A 17393-nucleotide genomic window follows, 5' to 3' on the forward strand; every position below is an offset into this window, starting at 1 on the left:
TTCAATCGCTCGAGCTGTTGTGCCCTGTGTCCTGACGACAGTTATTAATACTAGCAACTATTTCTCTTTTTGGCAAGTACTTTTTTCGATTTATTCCTGATGATTATCTTTTTCAATCATGTTAAAGTTATTATATCAGCGTTTACAGGGGGTTTTAAAAATCAAAAAATTTGATACAGCAATTATTGGTGCTGGACCAATAGGATTGTTCTGCGCTAGTTTTGCACACCTACATGGATTAAAAACAGTTACTTTTGAAGCTTTAAAAGAAATTGGGGGACAACCAAAACTTCTATATCCTTTTAAGGAAATATTTGATATTCCTGTTTTTGGAAAAATATCTGGTCAGGAATTAACTGATCACTTAATTGATTCCGCCAAGGATAAGACTACTTTTCAATTGAACCATCGAGTAACATCAATTGAAAAGAATGATCAAGGATTTATTATCGATAATGATTTTCAAGTAAAGAGTATTATTATCGCCACTGGAACAGGTTCATTTTCTCCCAAAAAGTTCCCGCTGAAGATGGATGAAACCATTGAAAAGCGTGTCCATTACTTTGTTAAAGACCCGAGTCACTTTGCTGGAAAATCAATCGGCGTTTTTGGTGGCGGAGATTCTGCACTTGACTGGGCACTTGAATTAGCAAAACAACCCGGAACTAAAATCAATTTAATTCATCGAAGGGCAGATTTCCGCGGTTTAGAATCAACATTGCAAGAACTCAAAAGTTTAAAAAATGTTCAAGTTCTCACTCCTTATCTTCCTAAAACGATTGCAATACGAAATAATCAACTTGATATCGGACTTAAGCAGGTCGGTCAAACTGAGTTATTACAAAAGCAGTTCGATCAAATAGTCGTTGCTTATGGCTTTCGCGCGAATAATAGTATTGTCCGCAAATGGGGTGTTGACCTTGAAGATGGCCATATTAAAGTTTCGCGTGAAATGGGAGCTAACATCCCTGGCATTTATGCGATTGGCGATGTAGCAGCTTATCCCGGCAAAGTTCCGGTCATCGGTCTTGGATTTGGCGAAGCACAGATTGCAGTAACTACAATTATGCGTGCACTGTTTCCCGAAAAGACTTTAACGATTCATTCAACCAGTATTTAGGAGCAACATATATGACAATAATCAATTTTATTCTTCACATTGATCACCATCTGATTGAAATAGTCAACCAGTTTGGCAGCTGGACATACTTGATTATATTTGCCATTATTTTTATTGAAACTGGATTAGTCATTTTCCCTTTTTTGCCAGGTGATTCATTGATTTTCGCCGCTAGTTCAATGGCAGTCAATCCAAAATATCACCTCAATATTTGGCTTGTGTATTTTGCAGTTTTACTAGCTGCAATACTCGGTGATGCATGTAACTATGAAATCGGGGCACGTTCGGTCAAAGCCGGAGCGAAACATTCCTGGTTTAATAGGCTAATTAATCAAAAAAATCGTGAAGCAGCCGAGCGATTTTTCGAACAGCATGGCTCAATCACAATTGTAATTGGTAGGTTTATCCCCTTTATTAGGACATTTGTTCCTTTTATCTCTGGTGGTAGTAAAATGCACTACGGTACGTTTGCCGTTTACAATATTATCGGCGGCATTATCTGGAGTGGACTCTTTACAATTATTGGTGCCTTATTCGGCAACATCCCATTTGTTAAAGATCATTTCTCAATGTTAATTCTAGCAATCATACTTATTTCAGTTTTACCAATTTTATTTGTTGGCTTAAAAAAACGAATGACACAAAAAAAAGAGCTCCATTAATGGAACTCCTTTTTATTTTTTCAATAATTGATTTACAAAATATAATTCATAAATAATTCCGCCCACTGCAAAGCATGACGCAAAAAAGCCTTCTGTAAGTACGTTAATAATTGGATCGGTTGATGGATCAAATAACCAAGTGTTACTACCGGCAAAAAATAAATGGTGAAAAGTAATAAAGAAATCGTCAAAGTTAGTTAAAGCAAACGGTAATACAACAATTGGTAAAAGTAAAAAGAGTAAAGCCCAAACTTTATCAAGTTTAAGTGCTTTGCTTTTTTTGTTTTTAGTAATTAAGAAAATTATTAGGCAGCACAAAAACGCAAAAACCGCTAAAATAAACAGTCTCTTTACTTCCGCAAAGTGTTGCGCCGCCATTACTGAAGTTGGGAAATTGCTCATATGCAAATGCTGCTTAAATGGCCAAACCAAATAACCCATCAGTTGATTATAGTTATGAATTACTTGCCCAACTGATAGGTTGACAGTTTTATAAGTCTTTTGAACAATGACAAAAACAAGTAGTAAGGGCCAGCTTGCAATTATTGCACCAACAACACTACTAGTAATGCCGAATATGAAATGAAACATTACGGCTAAAATGGGATTGCTTTTTTTCATAGTTTAACCTTATCCAAGTCGTCAACTAAAATTGTTGGTTGCTTTTTATCTGCAATATCTTCTGGCTGAGTAATGCCCGTTGTAACTAGCAGTTGGTCCACTTTACTGTTAAATCCAGCTTTGATATCTGTATCATAATTATCACCCACAATTAGTGCGTCTTCTTTTGAACAACCCATTTTTTGCAAAACACGTTCAATGATAATTTCGGAAGGCTTCCCAATGAACAGTGGCTCTACTCCAGTTGCCGTAGCGATCATCGCACACTGCGAACCGTTTCCAGGTAATAAGCCATTTTCACTCGGCAAATTGACATCAGCATTTGTCCCAATAAACTTCGCGCCATTTCTAATTGCGTTAGTAGCAACTTGAATTTTGTGGTAAGTCAAATCAGTGTCCATCCCTACCACTACGTAATCTGGCTTCTCTTCCTTGATTTCAAATTCAGGGTGGCTTAGGAATTCATGCCATAAACCAATTTGGCCAATTAAATAAACACCAATTTTGCCACTATCAGTCTCTTTTTCATTTAGCAAATAACTAGTGGTCGCCATGCAAGGCGTATACACATGTGAAGTATCTGTCATTACTCCATGCCCAGCCAACTTATCTACAACCATTTGCGGTGTACGCGTTGTATTATTAGTCAAAAAAAGATAATTTTTGCCAGCTGCCTCAAGTCTATGAACAAATCTTACACCAGATGCAATAGTCTCTTTTCCGCGATAGATTGTTCCATCCAGATCAATTAAAAACAATTGATAATCTTTCACTTAATTGCTACCTTTCCTCTTTTTGATTACAAAAGTATGATTATTAGCTTGTGCCTTTTTCACTGTAACTGTTTTTGGCTTTTTGATGCGTGACGCACTCTTTTTATACTTTTTAAAAGTAGCAGTCTTATTGTTAGGCGCAGTTTGCTTCTTATAGCGGGTTACACTGGTACGTCTTTTAAACTTAGTATTTCGGTAGTGATGCACTGGGCTCACCAGTTGCAAAATAAAATAGCCACCACCAGGATTACAGTATTCCATCAAATAATCAGCAATTGTCTGTTCCTTGCGGTCAATTGCCGTTTGTACTTTATCTTTAAAAAAGCCTTTTAGGCGCAGGTGTTCGCTCGAAACATCACCCACAATATAATCATATTGATCTAAATAAGGGTCATATTTTTTACTTAAAAGTTCAGTATCGAGCGCTTCTTGTTTATCCACAAGTACTTGATACAGTTGCTTGTTAATTTTGATTTGCTTGCCAACTATTTTGACCGCAGCAAGTGGATGACGAAGCGGCTGCTGTTCCTCAAACTTATTTTCTTTTTTTGGCTCATCAATTTGGCTCTTTTGGTCCGCCATTAGTTTCACCTCCTATTATCGGATATTTTTTTGCTAAATAATCACCAATTACTTCACGCAAAAATTGTGGAAATAAAAATTGATTGTCCCCCACAATTGCAAGCGTAGGGAAAAAAGGCACCAAAACATAGTGGTCCAAAACAGCAATTTGATATTCTTTTGCTGGGTTTATTTCCTTCCCCCCAACAAAAACGGCTTTGCTTAGTGGATCAAACTTTATTCCGCGATAGTGCATTTGACCAAATACTTTTCCCCGAAAACTCATCCCTTGAAGTGGAAAATGATCAAGGTAATGGCGATTTTTTTCAATTTCCATTACAAGGCGCCATAGGTCACTACCTTTTAATATTGAACGCACAACATGCATTGAATGAGGTAATATTTTTTGCAAATCATACTTAGTTATGATGCCTTTTTTAAAGGGTTCTAAAAACAAGCCAGTGCTTAACATTGCAAGATCTGTTCCAGCAAAATCAGCAATCGCATCTAGAGAAATATCAATTGCTGCCTCACGGTCACCATCATATTTTTCTGGTAAATCTGCAACTTTCTCTTGGCTTAGGATTTCTTTTCCACGTTCTTGGTAACCTAAAATGGTTTTTTGATCATCATCATGTTCTCTCATCGAACTTGTAGCTACAACATGTGGTGAGATTCTTTGGATATGGTGCTTGTCGTCAATTTCCACATGAATATTTCCTACATAATGACCCCATTTACCAGTTTGAGTAATCCAAACACCATTTACATTTCTGCCATGTGGTAACAAATCATGCGTATGACCACCAATAATTAAATCAATTTGTGGATAATTATGGGCCAAAAAGGAATCCATATTAAGACCGACATGTGTCAATAGGATTAAAACATCATATTTTCCTTCAATTTTGGGTAGAACTTCATCCATCGCATCTTTTAGCATTTTAACGTGCCAATGATTAGGTTCATAAGATAAGGGATAAGCAGCCGTTAAACCAATTAATGCAATTCTTGTGCCTTTTTTGGTTGTCAGAATTTTATCTTGAACCGCCCAATGCGGCATTGATTCATCTTCTTCACGTAAGTTAGCAAGAACTACAGGAAAATTGGCATGATCAAAAAGGTGCTCAACTACTTCATGCGAGTTCGATATTCCCTCATTGTTGCCAATTGTGATGGCATCGTAATTAAACGAATTCATCAATTTAATATTAGCTTGACCATAAGTTGCATCAGTTAATGGATGGGATCTATCCATGAAGTCACCAGCATCAAACGTTAGCACCTGGTCGACAGTCTTATCTTGTTGCGCCTTTTTCAGATAACGACCGATTTTAGGAAAGTTTTCAAAATGTGAGTGCAAATCATTAGTATGTAAAATACGAAGTTTTTCCATCTCTTATCCCCTAACCGATCTGATTCGATTTCAAAATCATTTCGTACGCATCCAAAACTTTACCCTTGGGCTTATCCCATTCAACCCAATCAGGATTTTTCCAATCATCCTCATTGGTTAATGTTTCAAGGTGGTAGTTTTTGTTAATATACTCCTCATAAGTAATTAACGCTTTAGTACGTGGAATATTTAGTTGCAAGATTCGCACATTTTTTATATTTCCATGATCAACCGCCAGTTCAGCTATCCCATTTTGATCAATGTTGGAAATTTCAAAATATTTACTACCATCATTGCGTGTGATTTCTTCGATTAAATCTAATTCTTCATACTCTTGCTTCATCTAAATTATCCCTAAAATTAAACTGTTAAATATAGCAAAAAATGTGTAACCATGCTATCGTAATAAACAATAGAGGTGTACACATGAAACGTAAAAGCCATGTATTTACGGCTATTTTTCTTACCATAATCTTTTTGACAAGTAGTGGTTTTACTGTTGTCGGGCACCGCGGCGATCCCACGAAATATCCTGAAGAAACTATCCAGAGCGATGATTCCGCCTTTAATTCAGGTGCTGATTACGTTGAACTCGACCTTCATCTTTCAGCAGATGGTCAGCTGGTCGTCTCACATGATGACGATTTGTATCGAGTTACTCATACACATGCAATTGTATCACAAAATACTTGGCAGGCACTCAGCCAATTAACATATGATAATGGCGAACATGTGATAAGTCTGGATGAGTTATTTGAACACTACCAAAAAAAGCCAAATACCAAATTTGTTTTAGAAACCAAAATTGATCACTCAACTGATCCGTCTTACCAACTAGAAGATGAAATTGCTGCAACAATTAAAAAATATCATATGGAAAAAAGGGTTATGATTCACTCTTTTTCTGCAGCCAGCTTATTTCACTTTCGGAAAATCATGCCAGACGCATACCTAATTTTACTTGTCGGTAGCCTTAAACGAATCAATTTTAGTAATTTACCGCAAGTCGATGCGGTCAATGTTTCGTCGGACTTAATTTTGAATCACTCTTGGCTAATTCACTGGCTTCACCGCATCAACAAACAAGTTTATGTTTGGGCAGAAATGGATGAATCACCTGAATTATGGCATTGGCTGATTAATAAAAATATAGATGGTGTTGTAACCAACTTTCCAAGTACTGGTTTTAAATACAAGCTGGCTAAGCAAGGCACTAAGAAATACGAAATTCATCGTAACGGCATCTATTTTGGTAAAGAAAAAACAGCGACAATGATGAATCCATACGTCAGAGTTAAACAAAAGAAGTATGTTAAACCTGGGCAAAAATTGGAAGTAATGTACGGCGTCCGTGCCCACAATCAACTCTACTATCAAATTGACAATCAAACCTTCATTTCCGCCGAGTTTGTTAACCTTGATTTAAAGCCACGGGACGTTGCTCCGTACCAAGACAAACAAATACTGGCCAAGCCCCAACACAAAGTACCGATTTATCGCTTACCTGAAAATCAAGCAAAAACAAAAAAAGAAATGCCAATTAGTACTTTGTATAAAATTCAGAACTTTAATGGCAGTCCAAAAAGCATGTGGCTGCATACCTCTTTAGGTTGGGTTAAGGCTCGCGATATTCTTTTCTACGGTTTTTTTGACGGAACTAGTTGGTACAATTACAACAAACTACCTAGAATTAATCGCTACACTAATATCGCTCTACTGGGATATCTGCCTTTACAAGCGCCAAAAACTCTAAACTTTACCCAACAAATTAGAGCAACTTGGAAGTTAAATAATTGAAAGTAGCAAAAAATCGATTCACTTAAATAATGAATCGATTTTTTGTTTATTATTTATTTGCCGTGCTTTGCTTTTTCAACAATTCATATGGCAATTCAATTTGCTTTTTGTCAATTTCTTCATTGTTCATTAGCTTAGTTAGCAATCTCATTGCCACAGCACCAATATCATAAAGTGGTTGACGAATGGCTGTCAGTGCTGGTCTAACGACAGAAGCAATCTGTGTTGCGCTAGCAGTTACAATTTCCATTTCTTCAGGAATCTTTGTACCTGCATCAGTTGCGGCATTTAAAATGCCGACAGCGGTAATATCTCGGGTAACGATTACACCATCAATGCCATCCTGACGCAATTGGGAATACAGATTATAGCCATCAGAATGATCTTTAATATTGCTATAAATGTGCCCTTCACCCAGGTTATGATCAGCCATGAACTTCTTATATGCTGGAATGCGGTTTTCTGCATTTACGACCGTATCTGGATCATCTAATACAAGCGCTAAGTTCTTCTTACCATCGTTATAAAGTAAGTTTAATGACTCTGTGTCAGCCTTCATGTAGTCAATTGCAACTGACGGAAACTCTTGGTGATTACTTTTAGTACCAGCTAAAACAACCGGTGTATCTGTACGCTTGAAAGCTTCTGCCGCTTCCTCCGGCAAATTATCTGACATGTAAATTATGCCATCAACTTGCTTGTTCAATAAACCTTGAATTGCTTGATCTTCCTTCATTAAGCGGTTTTCAATACTAGTAATAATGATATTATACTTGTACAGTAATGCGATATCATCGATTCCCTTTGAAAGCTCAGCAAAGTAAAGGTTAGTTAAATCTGGAACGATTAATCCAACCGTTGTTGTTCGTTTAGAGGCAAGCCCTTGCGCCACTGCATTTGGTTGGTAGTGCAGCCGGTTGATCACCTTTAATACACGCTCACGCGTATCTTTACGAACATTGGTATTGCCATTAACTACTCGTGAAACGGTCGCCATCGACACTTTAGCTTCGCGAGCAACGTCATAAATTGTAATATCTTGTTTACGCATCTCTAATCCCCTATCTTGAATACTCCTAACAAATTTATCATGATTTCCAAAAAAATGCAAACGTTTACAGCTATTCTTTCATTTTTTCATTGCTATAACATGATATACTTTTCATAATTAATTACTTGATATGAAAGGAAAAGTTTATGAATTTAAACAAATTACAAGAATGGCTGCAATCATCTGGCAATGATGTTGCCTATATTTCCAATCCAACTACAATTGCTTACTTTACCGGCTACGACATGGAACCACACGAGCGTATCTTTGCTTTTCTAGCATTCAAAGATAGCGATCCATTTGTTTTCGTTCCGGCCTTAAATGTTGAAGAAGCTAAAAATTCTGCTTGGGATGGTGATGTCTTCGGCTACCTTGATTCAGAAGACCCATGGGCAGTAATTGCAGATAAAATTAAAGGTAGGACTTCAGAATACCAAAAATGGGCACTAGAGAAAAATAATTTGTCTGTAGCACATTTCCAACTGATGCATGAACAATTTACAGACGCAAATTTTGATGGCGATGTTTCAAACTTTATTGCTAAAATTCGACTATACAAAACGCCAGAAGAAGTTAAACAATTACAGGCCGCTGGACGCGAAGCCGATTTTGCTTTTGAGATTGGTTTTAACGCAATTAAAACTGGCGTAACCGAACGCTATATTGCTGGACAAATTGAATATCAATTAAAGGTGCAAAAAGGTGTTATGCACGAAAGTTTTGAAACAATTGTTCAAACGGGAGCAAATGCAGCTAATCCACACTTAGGTCCAACAATGAATAAAGTTCAACCCAATGAACTCGTTTTATTCGACCTTGGAACTATGCATAACGGCTACGCATCAGACGCCAGCAGAACAGTTGCCTACGGTGAACCAAGTGCTAAAGCTAAAGAAATCTATGAAATTGATCGTGAAGCACAGCAAGCTGCAATTGATGCAGTTAAACCCGGAATGACCGCTTCTGAATTAGATGGAGTTGCGCGTGACATCATTACAAAGGCTGGCTACGGCGAATACTTCATTCACCGTTTGGGTCACGGAATTGGTAAAGACGTCCACGAGTACCCTTCAATTGTGGGTGGTAATGACTTGGTAATTGAGGAAGGCATGTGCTTCTCGATTGAACCAGGAATTTACCTTCCAGGTGTTGCTGGTGTTAGAATCGAGGACTGCGGTGTTGTAACTAAAGACGGTTATGAACCATTTACCCATACCAGCAAGGAACTTAAATACATCCCACTTAGTGATTAGTATTTACAAGAACTAAAAATGCACTAACAGAATTTAACTTCCTGCTAGTGCATTTTTTATTAAGCAATTTTAATTATGGTCTTGCTAAAGGATCCTCTTTAGGAAAAGCATCTGGTCTCTCAGGTGCTTCAGCATTGTGTAAATCACTTACTGAATCCTCAGCTTTATCAGCTAACATTGGATCATCGTCTGAAGAGTTGTCAATCACGATATCATCAAAATCTTTCAATTCAGAATCATCTTCAACATTCTTTGGGAATGAAGCTAATTGATTTTTTACGACTTCAGTACCATTGTCATATTTCTTCTTAAGGTCTTGAACAGTGTCATTGTCCTTAACTTTTTTCTTCAAATCATCGATTTGTTCATCACTAACTAATAATGAGCCAGCTAGAAAACCTGCTGCACCACCAATGATTGCACCTAAAACAAAGTTTGAAAATTTCTTCATTGTAAAAAACTCCTTTTTCTATTCTTTACCCTTGCGACGTTTCCTACGCGCAAACATTGACGATAAAGCAGAAGATACGAACCCGTTACCACTATTTAAATGAAAGTTGCTAACCCGCTTTGCCATCTTACGTGAAGAGGCGTTCACATCTGAGACACTTTCACCTAAATCAGCAGCGGCCTTGACAACAGGATCCAAAGTCTCCATCTTAACATTGACATCTGCTAAAAGCACATTGGTCTTATCAAGCAAGTCACTTGTTTGATGGGCCAAAACATCAACATCCTTTGAGATTTGTTCAAGTGATTCGTTGGCAGCTTTGATTGTTTGATTCGCTTGCTTTGCTGCTTTTGCAGCGTGGATAAGTACAGGAATTGTGAAAAGTATCAAAACTAATAATGCCACAGCGGCAATTAACCCTGCTACTTCACCATAAGATATATTCTCCATCTTCTACCTCCAATTCTATACCTTAAAAAAAGTCTAGCATTAAAATGCTTCAATCTCAATCTATATGTAATATTTTGCTATGATTAATATGCATATAAGAAAGGCGGAAAACCATGAAACCGACATTTCAACTAAATCAAAGAAATTTAAAATTTAATTGGGACCAGATTGGTACCCAAGTGCTGACTATAGTCTGGCAGCTTGCCATCTCCACAATTATCTTCTTCTTGATTTCTCATTTTGGCAAAAAAATAATTAGTCATTATTGGAAAAACAGTAAAAAGCCTCAAAACAAGCGCTCTAAGACTGTTGCTGCCTTAATTAACAGTATTTTTTCATACACTGTGATTTTCTTTTACCTGTTTGCAGTTTTATCAATTCTGGGTGTTCCAATTGGCACCTTGCTCGCAAGCGCTGGTATTTTCTCACTTGCATTAGGGATGGGCGCACAAGGCTTTGTTAGTGACCTCGTCAATGGCTTCTTTATTTTAAGTGAAGATCAATTTGACGTGGGAGACCTTGTTCAAATAAACAATCAAACAGGTGTAGTGATTCAACTGGGTCTTAGAACTACTAGACTCAAAGGAACCGATGGCTCTATCATCTATATTCCCAATCGTAACATCTCAATTGTTCAGAATCTTGCACACGGTGGTATTGGCCTTGATATTGAACTGCAGTTAAAAGTTGATAATGACTTCAATTATGTTCGAGAGTTAATCAATCAGGTTAACTCACAAAATGAGGGCAAAGAAAAAGCACTTATTCAAAAACCATTAATTGTTGGGGTTACTTCTCAAACTGCACAAACCGTGAAATATGTTATTCATTTTCAAGTTAAGCCAGGCAATGAAAAAGCAGTACAAGACCGCTATTTATCTGAGTATTTAAAAACTTTACAGGCACATAACATCAATTTAGCGCAATAAAAAAGGCTAATTACATTAAGTTCATAATAAACGGCATACTTTAGTGTAATTAACCTTTTTTGTTTAAAATTGGGCTAACCAAGTCGGAAATTTCTCAAGCAGCTTTTGGATTGCTCGACCACGATGTGATAGTCCATTTTTTTCAGCAACCGTCATCTGTGCAAAAGTTTTTCCTTTTTCTGGCACATAAAAAAGTGGATCGTAACCAAAACCATCTTCACCTTCTGGTGCCACCAGAATTCGACCCGCGCACTGTCCAGAAACAACTAAGTCATGTTCAAATTCGCCCGGATAGGATGCCACAATTGTTGTATTAAATTTGGCCGTTCTCTTTTCTGATGGAACTCCACCGAGCTCAACTAACAATTTAGCATTATTTTTTTGATCATTGTGCTCTTCACCAGCAAAACGTGCTGATCGTACTCCAGGTGCACCATCAAGTGCATCAACCATCAAGCCAGAATCATCAGCAATCGTAATCATGTTACTAAATTCGGCCAAAGCATGTGCTTTTAGCTTCGCATTTTGCTCAAAAGTCGTTCCGTATTCTTCAACGACAGGTGGATGCTTTAAATCTGCATTAGTCTTGATTTGAACGTCAATCTTAGCCTGTTTGAAGGCCTCTTGAAGCTCTCTCACTTTTCCTTGATTAGTTGTAGCAAATAAAATTTCTTTCATTCTTTGTCCCTTTTATACTTGAATTGCGTTGAAATTAGGATCAGCGAGAATTTGCGCTCCCAATTTATTTACTCTTTTGACATCCCCAGTTGTAAAGTACTCATGCTTGCCCAAATTTGGCCGTTCGCATGTTGCTCCTTCAGTCTGCAATAATTCTTCTGCATATCTGGCGATCTCATCAGCAGGGTTAATTAATTGCACGTTATTAGGTAAACACTGTGCAAATTGCTTTTGAATAATTGGATAATGGGTACAGCCCAAGATTAACGTATCAAAACTCTTCTTTTGTAATGGTTCTAGTGTTTCCGTTAAAACAGGCAAAATGTCCGCTGGTGTAGCATTATTTTCGATTAGTGGCACTAACTTAGGAGCAGCTAATTCTGTAACTTCAATTGTAGGATCAAGAGCCATAATTTCTTTTTTGTAAGCGTGCGAGGTCGCCGTCATTTGAGTTCCGACAACAGCAATATGCTTATTTTTAGTCGCACGTATTGCAGCGATGCTGCCAGATTTAATCACACCAATCAGCTTAGTGTTAGTTTCATTTTGGATAACATCTAGTGCAACCTTAGTTGCAGTATTACAGGCAAAAATAATCAATTTAACATTTTTACTCAATAAAAATTCAACACTTTGTCTCGTTAATTCAGTGATTTCTTCTTTTGTTTTATCACCATATGGAATATGTGCATTATCACCAATAAAAACTGTTGCTTCATTTGGCATTTGCGCAATAATTTTTTTAACTACCGTTAAACCGCCAACACCAGAATCTAACAACCCGATTGGCCGATTATCCATAATATAAAATCCCCTTATTTTTTTCTATTTCAATCAATTTTAAGGTAAAATATAAGAAAATAAAAGGGATGAATTCTTAATGCAAGACAATCAGCAACAAAGTGAACACGTATATTTTGTTAATCAGTTATATCGCGACTTTCTTTTACCAACTATTTTGGGTGAAACGAGCGAAGAAATTTTATATTGGGGCGGCAAAAGAATCGCTCGTAAATATGATTTAGCTTCCTTTGAAGATGTAAATAGTTTCTTTGAAACAACTGAATTTGGCACTTTAACTAAAATAAAGGAACGCAGAACAGAAATTGATTTTGAATTAGCAGGTCAAAGCGTTACCGACCGGCTTAATAGTGACAGCCAAGAGTTTTCACTTGAAGCGGGAATCATTGCGGAGGCAGTTGAAAAAGAAACTGGCCGTACAACTGAATGCGAATTAGAAATTGATCACAAAAATAATTTAGTTCACATAGCAGCCAAATTTGATTAAATTAAAAAGCAGTTTAATTGAGTTTCTTGCCATCTTTGCTCTATGATTAAAGTGAGAATGGAGGAAAAATTATGCTGAAAGAATTTAAGCAATTTATTGAACGTGGCAATGTAATTGATTTAGCAGTCGGGGTTATCATCGGCGGTGCATTCACCAATATTGTAAATTCATTAGTATCCAACCTAATCAATCCACTTATCGGTCTATTTATCGGGCGAATCGACTTATCCAACTTAGTTTTGAAAGTTGGTGGTGCAACATTTAAATATGGTGCATTTATCAATACGGTGATTAATTTCTTAATTATCGCCTTTATCGTCTTCCTGCTTGTTAAAGCAGTCAACAAGGTAACTAGACCTAAACCTGCTGAGCAAAAACCAGCTCAACCTACTTCAGAAGATTACTTAAAACAAATTCGTGATCTTTTACAAGCTAGAAACAACTAATAGTGATCGTTCGTCACTTCCCAAGTTAGAACATTCAAGTTAGAACATTCAAAAAACCTTTTGCTAATTGCAGAAGGTTTTTCCTATACTTTTAATCTGTGTATTGATTCAAAATTTGATCAAGCTTTGCCTTAGGTGTGTAACCTGTCAAACGATCAACTATTTCACCATTTTTTTTGATGATTAAAGTTGGAATTGCCATTACACCTAAAGAACTTGGTGTATCTTTATTTTCATCAACATCCATCTTGGTGAATTTAACATCTTGACGCTCTTCAGCTAATTCATCAATAACTGGTGATTGCATCTTGCAAGGACCACACCATGTTGCCCAAAAGTCAGTTAGGACAACGCCGTCTTTAGTTTCTTCTTCAAAGTTTTGATCTGTAAGTTCTTCAACCATGAGTAAAACCTCCCTAAATAGTTGTAGCTCTTCATAAGTAATTTAATTATAGCATGTAACTTACTTTTTACAAGTTAAACACACTACTTCAAGTGAACAATCGTTGCTCCGTTGCCACCTTCGTTTGCGGGAGCGTAATTAAAACTTTTGACATGTCTACTTGCCTTTAAGTATTGCCAAACGCCCTTTCTAATAGCACCGGTTCCGATACCATGAATAATCGTCACTACATCAAGTCCAGCCAGTAAAACTGAATCAATATAACGATCAAGATTAGTCATAGCTTCATCATAGCGCTGTCCACGCAAGTCTAATTCACTGCGTGCATTACTGCGACGATTAGCACCAGTAGCGCGGACTAGCTTGGTTGAATGCTTCTTTGTTTCATTATCCACACCAACTTTTTCAATGTCACGGTCACTGACTTTAACCTTAATAATGCCCATTTGTACTTCATACTCATGCTCTGACATCTTTTTGGTTATTGTACCAGTCTGGCCATATGACAACACCTTAACCTTATCGCCAACATTGACATGGTGACGGCGTTTTTCTTTTTGTAAAACACGATTATGCGCCAGATTTTCATTCTGCTTTTCAAGCTGGTTAAATTCACTTTTAGCCTCAATCAGCTCATTCTGTTTTACATTGCCTTGCTGATTTTCAAGCTGTTCGATAATCTTTTCGGCTTTTTTACGGCTCTTTGCGACAACTTCATTAGCACGTTCCTGAGCAAATTCGAGTTGCTTTTGGACGCGTTGATTGTACCAGTCAAGTGCTTGCTGCAGTTTAAGCTCAAGCTTTTTGCTACGATCAAGACTTGTCACTAAATGATTGCGAGCATCTGTTGCTGCCTTAGTCTGCTTAGTCAATTCTTCAATCATTTGATTAATGTCGGCATTATCATCTGACATGAGGCTTTCAGCGCTTTTGACTACATCTTCGCGCATTCCTAGTCTTCGCGCAATTGCAAAGGCATTACTGTGGCCAGGAATCCCAATTTGCAGCCGATAAGTCGGCGATAAGGTCTTCAAATCAAATTCCATTGAAGCATTAGTAACTTTTGGTCGGTTATAGCCATACAGTTTCAGCTCCGGATAGTGTGTGGTTACAATAATTTTAGCCTGCTTTTTGCGCAAAAAGTCTAAAATGCTGATTGCTAAACTGGCTCCTTCTTCTGGATCAGTTCCCGCACCAATTTCATCAATTAAAACCAAAGTTTGATCATCGACATTTTTCATAATATCAATGATGCCATTAATGTGGGATGAAAAGGTACTGAGCGATTGCTCAATTGACTGTTCATCACCAATATCGGCACAAATATCACGAAAAACTGCTGCTTTACTGCCCTCAGCAGCTGGAATAAATAGGCCTGCTTGTGCCATTAACTGCAACAAACCAACAGTTTTCAAAGTGATTGTCTTACCACCTGTGTTCGGTCCCGTTATTAAAATTGTGTCAAATTCTTCGCCCAAACGGATATCATTAGCCACAACTTTTTCAGGATCAATTAAAGGGTGTCTCGCTTTAATAAATGAAAGTGAGTGGTCCTGCGTTAATTTAGGCTCGGTCGCTTTCATTTCATGAGCAAGCCTTGCCTTAGCCTGAATGAAGTCTAACTGAACAATTGCAGAAAAAATAGTATCAATTTGATCAACCTCTTCGCGTGCTAAATCAGAAAGATTACGTAAAATGCGTTCAATTTCACGTCTTTCTTCCGCAAGCAAGTTTTGTTGTTGATTATTTAAGTTCAGGACGCTGCTAGGCTCAATAAATAGTGTTTGTCCACTGGCACTTTGATCATGAACTACACCGCCAAACTTATTTCGGTATTCTTGCTTAACTGGAATAACGTAGCGCTCATCTCTGATTGTCACAATTTGTTCAGACAAATACTTGCTACTGCTCCCCTTAATGTAAGCATCCATTCGATTCTTGATTTCACGGTCATTATTTTTTAGTTCATGACGTAGCTGTGCCAACTTAGTGGAGGCACTATCAAGAATTTCACCGTCATAATCAAGCGCCTTTTTTAACTGATTGAATAAGGTATCTGGTACATCTAACTCTGCTAAAATAGTTTCAATGGCCGACAAATCAAGTTCTTCTTCATCTACATCAGCCACAAAGTTATTAATGTCATTAGCCAGAGTCAGTACTAATAGCAAGTTGCCTAATTCATGAGCATTCAAATTAGCCTTAATTCGCAAACGTTTCGTACTTGGCGTAACATCCATGAAGTCAGTTAGCGGCATCTGCCCTTTTATGCGCAACAAGTTTGCACCGGTTAGTGTTTGACTTAGTTCTCTTTCAACTTGAGTAAAATCAGCACTTGGCAAAAGCTTAGCCGCCATTTTTTTAGCTGGAGCCGTAATCGCCATTTTTTGCAATTTCTCAGTGATTTTTGCAAATTCTAGTGTTTCTAATATTTTATTATTCATCTGTTTAAAATCTCTATTAATAAAAAAAGGCTGGCTTCGCCAGTCTTTTTCATTTATTCACCGTTTAAACGGTCATCGTCCAAGAAAGTATTGAGTACACCCTGAACCATATCCCATTCATCATCTGCTTCAATTTCATGCAAATCGTTGCTGGTTACATCTCCATCAGCGTCAGCATCAAAACTGAATGCAAGGACTTCGATTTCTTCGTCTTCATCCGTCGAAGCTGGATAAAGTAAAATGTAAGACTTGTCATAATCGTCTGAATGAAAAGTGAATAAAACTTCGTATAACTCCTCATTACCATTTTCATCAACTAAAGTTAATTGGCGATCATCGCCTTGTATTTCTTGTGTCATATTAATCCTTTCGATTTAGGTCTAAATAATTTTGCAGAATTAAAACCGCGGCCATTTGGTCAATAACTTCTTTACGTTTATGGCGGTCATGAATTTCAGCTTCATCAACCAGTACACGCTGGGATTCAACTGTGGTCAAGCGTTCATCTGAATAATAAATTGGCAAACCAAACTTTTCTTGCAATCTTTGACCATATGCCTTACTTCTTTTAACAGAAGTACCAGATGAACCGTCCATATTCTTAGGCAATCCTAGCACAAAACCGGACGGATTATATTCACGAACGATTTTCTTTAAAGGACGCATCCCAAAATTAAACCGATCTTCATCAATCTGAATGGTTGTAACTTTTTGGGCGGTTATTCCCAATTCATCACTAACTGCCACTCCGACTGTCTTTGAACCGACATCCAAACCAAGCAAGCGCATTATTTATTTTTACCAAGATAACTTTTTACAAGCTCTTCAATTATTTCATCACGTTCATGTTTTAAAATCAAATTACGTGCGTCATTATGCCGTGGAATATATGCCGGATCGCCAGACAGTAAGTAACCGACAATCTGGTTAACCGGATTGTATCCTTTTTCTTCAAGGGCATTATATACCTCTTGGAGAGTGTCATAGACATTCTTGCCTTTATTTTCATTAAAGTCAAAATGCATTGTCTTATCTAGCGAACTCATAATCATTCCTCCTAGCATAATTTT

Annotated in this window: 22 protein-coding genes; 7 read left to right on the top strand and 15 right to left on the bottom strand. The window is 37.4% G+C overall.

All coding sequences use genetic code 11. From position 1 onward, the window contains the following. Positions 1 to 118: 118 nt before the first annotated feature. Together H3R21_RS07030 and H3R21_RS07035 are read left to right on the top strand one after the other, a co-directional pair. Entirely contained in the window at positions 119 to 1120 is a 1002-nt protein-coding gene (locus H3R21_RS07030) for an NAD(P)/FAD-dependent oxidoreductase (RefSeq protein WP_198184043.1), read from the top strand. Positions 1121 to 1131: 11 nt separating this feature from the next. Next, positions 1132 to 1782 carry a VTT domain-containing protein gene (locus H3R21_RS07035; RefSeq protein ID WP_198184045.1) on the top strand — a complete coding sequence of 217 codons (651 nt, stop codon included), beginning with the start codon at positions 1132 to 1134 and terminating at the stop codon, positions 1780 to 1782. 12 nt (positions 1783 to 1794) lie between these two features. Here the strand turns inward: H3R21_RS07035 and H3R21_RS07040 are convergent, their stop codons facing one another. The 5 genes from H3R21_RS07040 to H3R21_RS07060 are packed head-to-tail and all read right to left on the bottom strand — an operon-like array spanning position 1795 to position 5476. Further along, complete coding sequence (locus H3R21_RS07040; RefSeq protein ID WP_074426392.1) at positions 1795 to 2403, bottom strand: TIGR01906 family membrane protein; 609 nt, start codon at positions 2401 to 2403, stop codon at positions 1795 to 1797. Then, positions 2400 to 3176 (bottom strand): TIGR01457 family HAD-type hydrolase, encoded by a 777-nt coding sequence (locus H3R21_RS07045; RefSeq protein ID WP_198184047.1) that lies wholly within the window; start codon positions 3174 to 3176, stop codon positions 2400 to 2402. The genes H3R21_RS07040 and H3R21_RS07045 overlap by 4 nt, the downstream gene beginning before the upstream one ends. After that, positions 3177 to 3758 (bottom strand): YutD family protein, encoded by a 582-nt coding sequence (locus tag H3R21_RS07050; protein WP_198184049.1) that lies wholly within the window; start codon positions 3756 to 3758, stop codon positions 3177 to 3179. Continuing rightward, positions 3733 to 5133 (bottom strand): bifunctional UDP-sugar hydrolase/5'-nucleotidase, encoded by a 1401-nt coding sequence (locus tag H3R21_RS07055; protein WP_198184051.1) that lies wholly within the window; start codon positions 5131 to 5133, stop codon positions 3733 to 3735. The genes H3R21_RS07050 and H3R21_RS07055 overlap by 26 nt, the downstream gene beginning before the upstream one ends. Positions 5134 to 5143: 10 nt before the next feature. After that, positions 5144 to 5476: a hypothetical protein gene (locus tag H3R21_RS07060; protein ID WP_074426388.1), complete on the bottom strand. Its 333-nt coding sequence runs from the start codon at positions 5474 to 5476 to the stop codon at positions 5144 to 5146. Between the two features lie 83 nt (positions 5477 to 5559). Between H3R21_RS07060 and H3R21_RS07065 the strand changes: the two genes are divergently transcribed. Then, positions 5560 to 6930, top strand: coding sequence for a glycerophosphodiester phosphodiesterase (locus tag H3R21_RS07065; protein WP_198184053.1), 1371 nt, complete (start codon positions 5560 to 5562; stop codon positions 6928 to 6930). Positions 6931 to 6979: 49 nt separating this feature from the next. Here the strand turns inward: H3R21_RS07065 and H3R21_RS07070 are convergent, their stop codons facing one another. After that, complete coding sequence (locus H3R21_RS07070; RefSeq protein ID WP_046306153.1) at positions 6980 to 7981, bottom strand: substrate-binding domain-containing protein; 1002 nt, start codon at positions 7979 to 7981, stop codon at positions 6980 to 6982. Positions 7982 to 8127: 146 nt separating this feature from the next. On the opposite strand from H3R21_RS07070, the gene H3R21_RS07075 reads away from it, so the two are divergent. Next, positions 8128 to 9234 carry an aminopeptidase P family protein gene (locus tag H3R21_RS07075; RefSeq protein WP_198184055.1) on the top strand — a complete coding sequence of 369 codons (1107 nt, stop codon included), beginning with the start codon at positions 8128 to 8130 and terminating at the stop codon, positions 9232 to 9234. A 73-nt stretch (positions 9235 to 9307) separates the two neighbouring features. Here H3R21_RS07075 and H3R21_RS07080 read toward each other — a convergent pair whose 3' ends face one another. Together H3R21_RS07080 and H3R21_RS07085 are read right to left on the bottom strand one after the other, a co-directional pair. Continuing rightward, entirely contained in the window at positions 9308 to 9685 is a 378-nt protein-coding gene (locus H3R21_RS07080; protein WP_187158685.1) for a DUF1269 domain-containing protein, read from the bottom strand. 18 nt (positions 9686 to 9703) lie between these two features. Further along, positions 9704 to 10135: a DUF948 domain-containing protein gene (locus tag H3R21_RS07085; protein ID WP_046306148.1), complete on the bottom strand. Its 432-nt coding sequence runs from the start codon at positions 10133 to 10135 to the stop codon at positions 9704 to 9706. 113 nt (positions 10136 to 10248) lie between these two features. Between H3R21_RS07085 and H3R21_RS07090 the strand changes: the two genes are divergently transcribed. Beyond that, positions 10249 to 11064: a mechanosensitive ion channel family protein gene (locus H3R21_RS07090; protein ID WP_198184057.1), complete on the top strand. Its 816-nt coding sequence runs from the start codon at positions 10249 to 10251 to the stop codon at positions 11062 to 11064. 63 nt (positions 11065 to 11127) lie between these two features. Here H3R21_RS07090 and H3R21_RS07095 read toward each other — a convergent pair whose 3' ends face one another. Continuing rightward, on the bottom strand, positions 11128 to 11742 hold the full coding sequence (locus H3R21_RS07095; RefSeq protein WP_198184059.1) for an XTP/dITP diphosphatase: 615 nt from the start codon (positions 11740 to 11742) through the stop codon (positions 11128 to 11130). A 12-nt stretch (positions 11743 to 11754) separates the two neighbouring features. After that, positions 11755 to 12543 carry a glutamate racemase gene (gene murI / locus H3R21_RS07100; RefSeq protein WP_198184061.1) on the bottom strand — a complete coding sequence of 263 codons (789 nt, stop codon included), beginning with the start codon at positions 12541 to 12543 and terminating at the stop codon, positions 11755 to 11757. Between the two features lie 79 nt (positions 12544 to 12622). Here murI and H3R21_RS07105 point away from each other — a divergent pair, with 79 nt between their 5' ends. Together H3R21_RS07105 and mscL are read left to right on the top strand one after the other, a co-directional pair. Then, a complete protein-coding gene (locus H3R21_RS07105; protein ID WP_046306141.1) occupies positions 12623 to 13030 on the top strand; it encodes a YslB family protein in 408 nt (135 codons plus the stop codon). A 71-nt stretch (positions 13031 to 13101) separates the two neighbouring features. Then, positions 13102 to 13476: a large-conductance mechanosensitive channel protein MscL gene (mscL, locus tag H3R21_RS07110; protein WP_074426378.1), complete on the top strand. Its 375-nt coding sequence runs from the start codon at positions 13102 to 13104 to the stop codon at positions 13474 to 13476. A 91-nt stretch (positions 13477 to 13567) separates the two neighbouring features. Here mscL and trxA read toward each other — a convergent pair whose 3' ends face one another. From trxA to H3R21_RS07135, 5 genes are all read right to left on the bottom strand, one after another. Beyond that, positions 13568 to 13879, bottom strand: coding sequence for a thioredoxin (gene trxA / locus H3R21_RS07115; RefSeq protein WP_198184063.1), 312 nt, complete (start codon positions 13877 to 13879; stop codon positions 13568 to 13570). Between the two features lie 83 nt (positions 13880 to 13962). Then, positions 13963 to 16323: an endonuclease MutS2 gene (locus tag H3R21_RS07120; protein ID WP_198184072.1), complete on the bottom strand. Its 2361-nt coding sequence runs from the start codon at positions 16321 to 16323 to the stop codon at positions 13963 to 13965. 53 nt (positions 16324 to 16376) lie between these two features. Next, positions 16377 to 16682, bottom strand: coding sequence for a DUF1292 domain-containing protein (locus H3R21_RS07125; RefSeq protein ID WP_074426375.1), 306 nt, complete (start codon positions 16680 to 16682; stop codon positions 16377 to 16379). Position 16683: 1 nt separating this feature from the next. Further along, a complete protein-coding gene (ruvX, locus tag H3R21_RS07130) occupies positions 16684 to 17112 on the bottom strand; it encodes a Holliday junction resolvase RuvX (protein WP_046306131.1) in 429 nt (142 codons plus the stop codon). Beyond that, a complete protein-coding gene (locus H3R21_RS07135) occupies positions 17112 to 17369 on the bottom strand; it encodes an IreB family regulatory phosphoprotein (protein ID WP_046306129.1) in 258 nt (85 codons plus the stop codon). Before H3R21_RS07135 ends, ruvX begins: the two co-directional genes overlap by 1 nt. Positions 17370 to 17393: the final 24 nt, after the last annotated feature.

The organism is Lactobacillus sp. W8172, assembly GCF_016102055.1.
Lineage (GTDB): Bacteria > Bacillota > Bacilli > Lactobacillales > Lactobacillaceae > Lactobacillus > Lactobacillus apis_A.

What these genes read in the sequence shown, in the direction of transcription:
- H3R21_RS07095 (WP_198184059.1), bottom strand. Translation starts at nt 11,742, where the DNA reads ATGAAAGAAATTTTATTTGCTACAACTAATCAAGGAAAAGTGAGAGAG.
- H3R21_RS07135 (WP_046306129.1), bottom strand. Translation starts at nt 17,369, where the DNA reads ATGAGTTCGCTAGATAAGACAATGCATTTTGACTTTAATGAAAATAAA.
- H3R21_RS07050 (WP_198184049.1), bottom strand. Translation starts at nt 3,758, where the DNA reads ATGGCGGACCAAAAGAGCCAAATTGATGAGCCAAAAAAAGAAAATAAG.
- mscL (WP_074426378.1), top strand. Translation starts at nt 13,102, where the DNA reads ATGCTGAAAGAATTTAAGCAATTTATTGAACGTGGCAATGTAATTGAT.
- trxA (WP_198184063.1), bottom strand. Translation starts at nt 13,879, where the DNA reads ATGGTTGAAGAACTTACAGATCAAAACTTTGAAGAAGAAACTAAAGAC.
- H3R21_RS07060 (WP_074426388.1), bottom strand. Translation starts at nt 5,476, where the DNA reads ATGAAGCAAGAGTATGAAGAATTAGATTTAATCGAAGAAATCACACGC.
- H3R21_RS07030 (WP_198184043.1), top strand. Translation starts at nt 119, where the DNA reads ATGTTAAAGTTATTATATCAGCGTTTACAGGGGGTTTTAAAAATCAAA.
- murI (WP_198184061.1), bottom strand. Translation starts at nt 12,543, where the DNA reads ATGGATAATCGGCCAATCGGGTTGTTAGATTCTGGTGTTGGCGGTTTA.
- H3R21_RS07085 (WP_046306148.1), bottom strand. Translation starts at nt 10,135, where the DNA reads ATGGAGAATATATCTTATGGTGAAGTAGCAGGGTTAATTGCCGCTGTG.
- H3R21_RS07090 (WP_198184057.1), top strand. Translation starts at nt 10,249, where the DNA reads ATGAAACCGACATTTCAACTAAATCAAAGAAATTTAAAATTTAATTGG.
- ruvX (WP_046306131.1), bottom strand. Translation starts at nt 17,112, where the DNA reads ATGCGCTTGCTTGGTTTGGATGTCGGTTCAAAGACAGTCGGAGTGGCA.
- H3R21_RS07075 (WP_198184055.1), top strand. Translation starts at nt 8,128, where the DNA reads ATGAATTTAAACAAATTACAAGAATGGCTGCAATCATCTGGCAATGAT.
- H3R21_RS07125 (WP_074426375.1), bottom strand. Translation starts at nt 16,682, where the DNA reads ATGACACAAGAAATACAAGGCGATGATCGCCAATTAACTTTAGTTGAT.
- H3R21_RS07035 (WP_198184045.1), top strand. Translation starts at nt 1,132, where the DNA reads ATGACAATAATCAATTTTATTCTTCACATTGATCACCATCTGATTGAA.
- H3R21_RS07065 (WP_198184053.1), top strand. Translation starts at nt 5,560, where the DNA reads ATGAAACGTAAAAGCCATGTATTTACGGCTATTTTTCTTACCATAATC.
- H3R21_RS07055 (WP_198184051.1), bottom strand. Translation starts at nt 5,133, where the DNA reads ATGGAAAAACTTCGTATTTTACATACTAATGATTTGCACTCACATTTT.
- H3R21_RS07040 (WP_074426392.1), bottom strand. Translation starts at nt 2,403, where the DNA reads ATGAAAAAAAGCAATCCCATTTTAGCCGTAATGTTTCATTTCATATTC.
- H3R21_RS07080 (WP_187158685.1), bottom strand. Translation starts at nt 9,685, where the DNA reads ATGAAGAAATTTTCAAACTTTGTTTTAGGTGCAATCATTGGTGGTGCA.
- H3R21_RS07105 (WP_046306141.1), top strand. Translation starts at nt 12,623, where the DNA reads ATGCAAGACAATCAGCAACAAAGTGAACACGTATATTTTGTTAATCAG.
- H3R21_RS07070 (WP_046306153.1), bottom strand. Translation starts at nt 7,981, where the DNA reads ATGCGTAAACAAGATATTACAATTTATGACGTTGCTCGCGAAGCTAAA.
- H3R21_RS07120 (WP_198184072.1), bottom strand. Translation starts at nt 16,323, where the DNA reads ATGAATAATAAAATATTAGAAACACTAGAATTTGCAAAAATCACTGAG.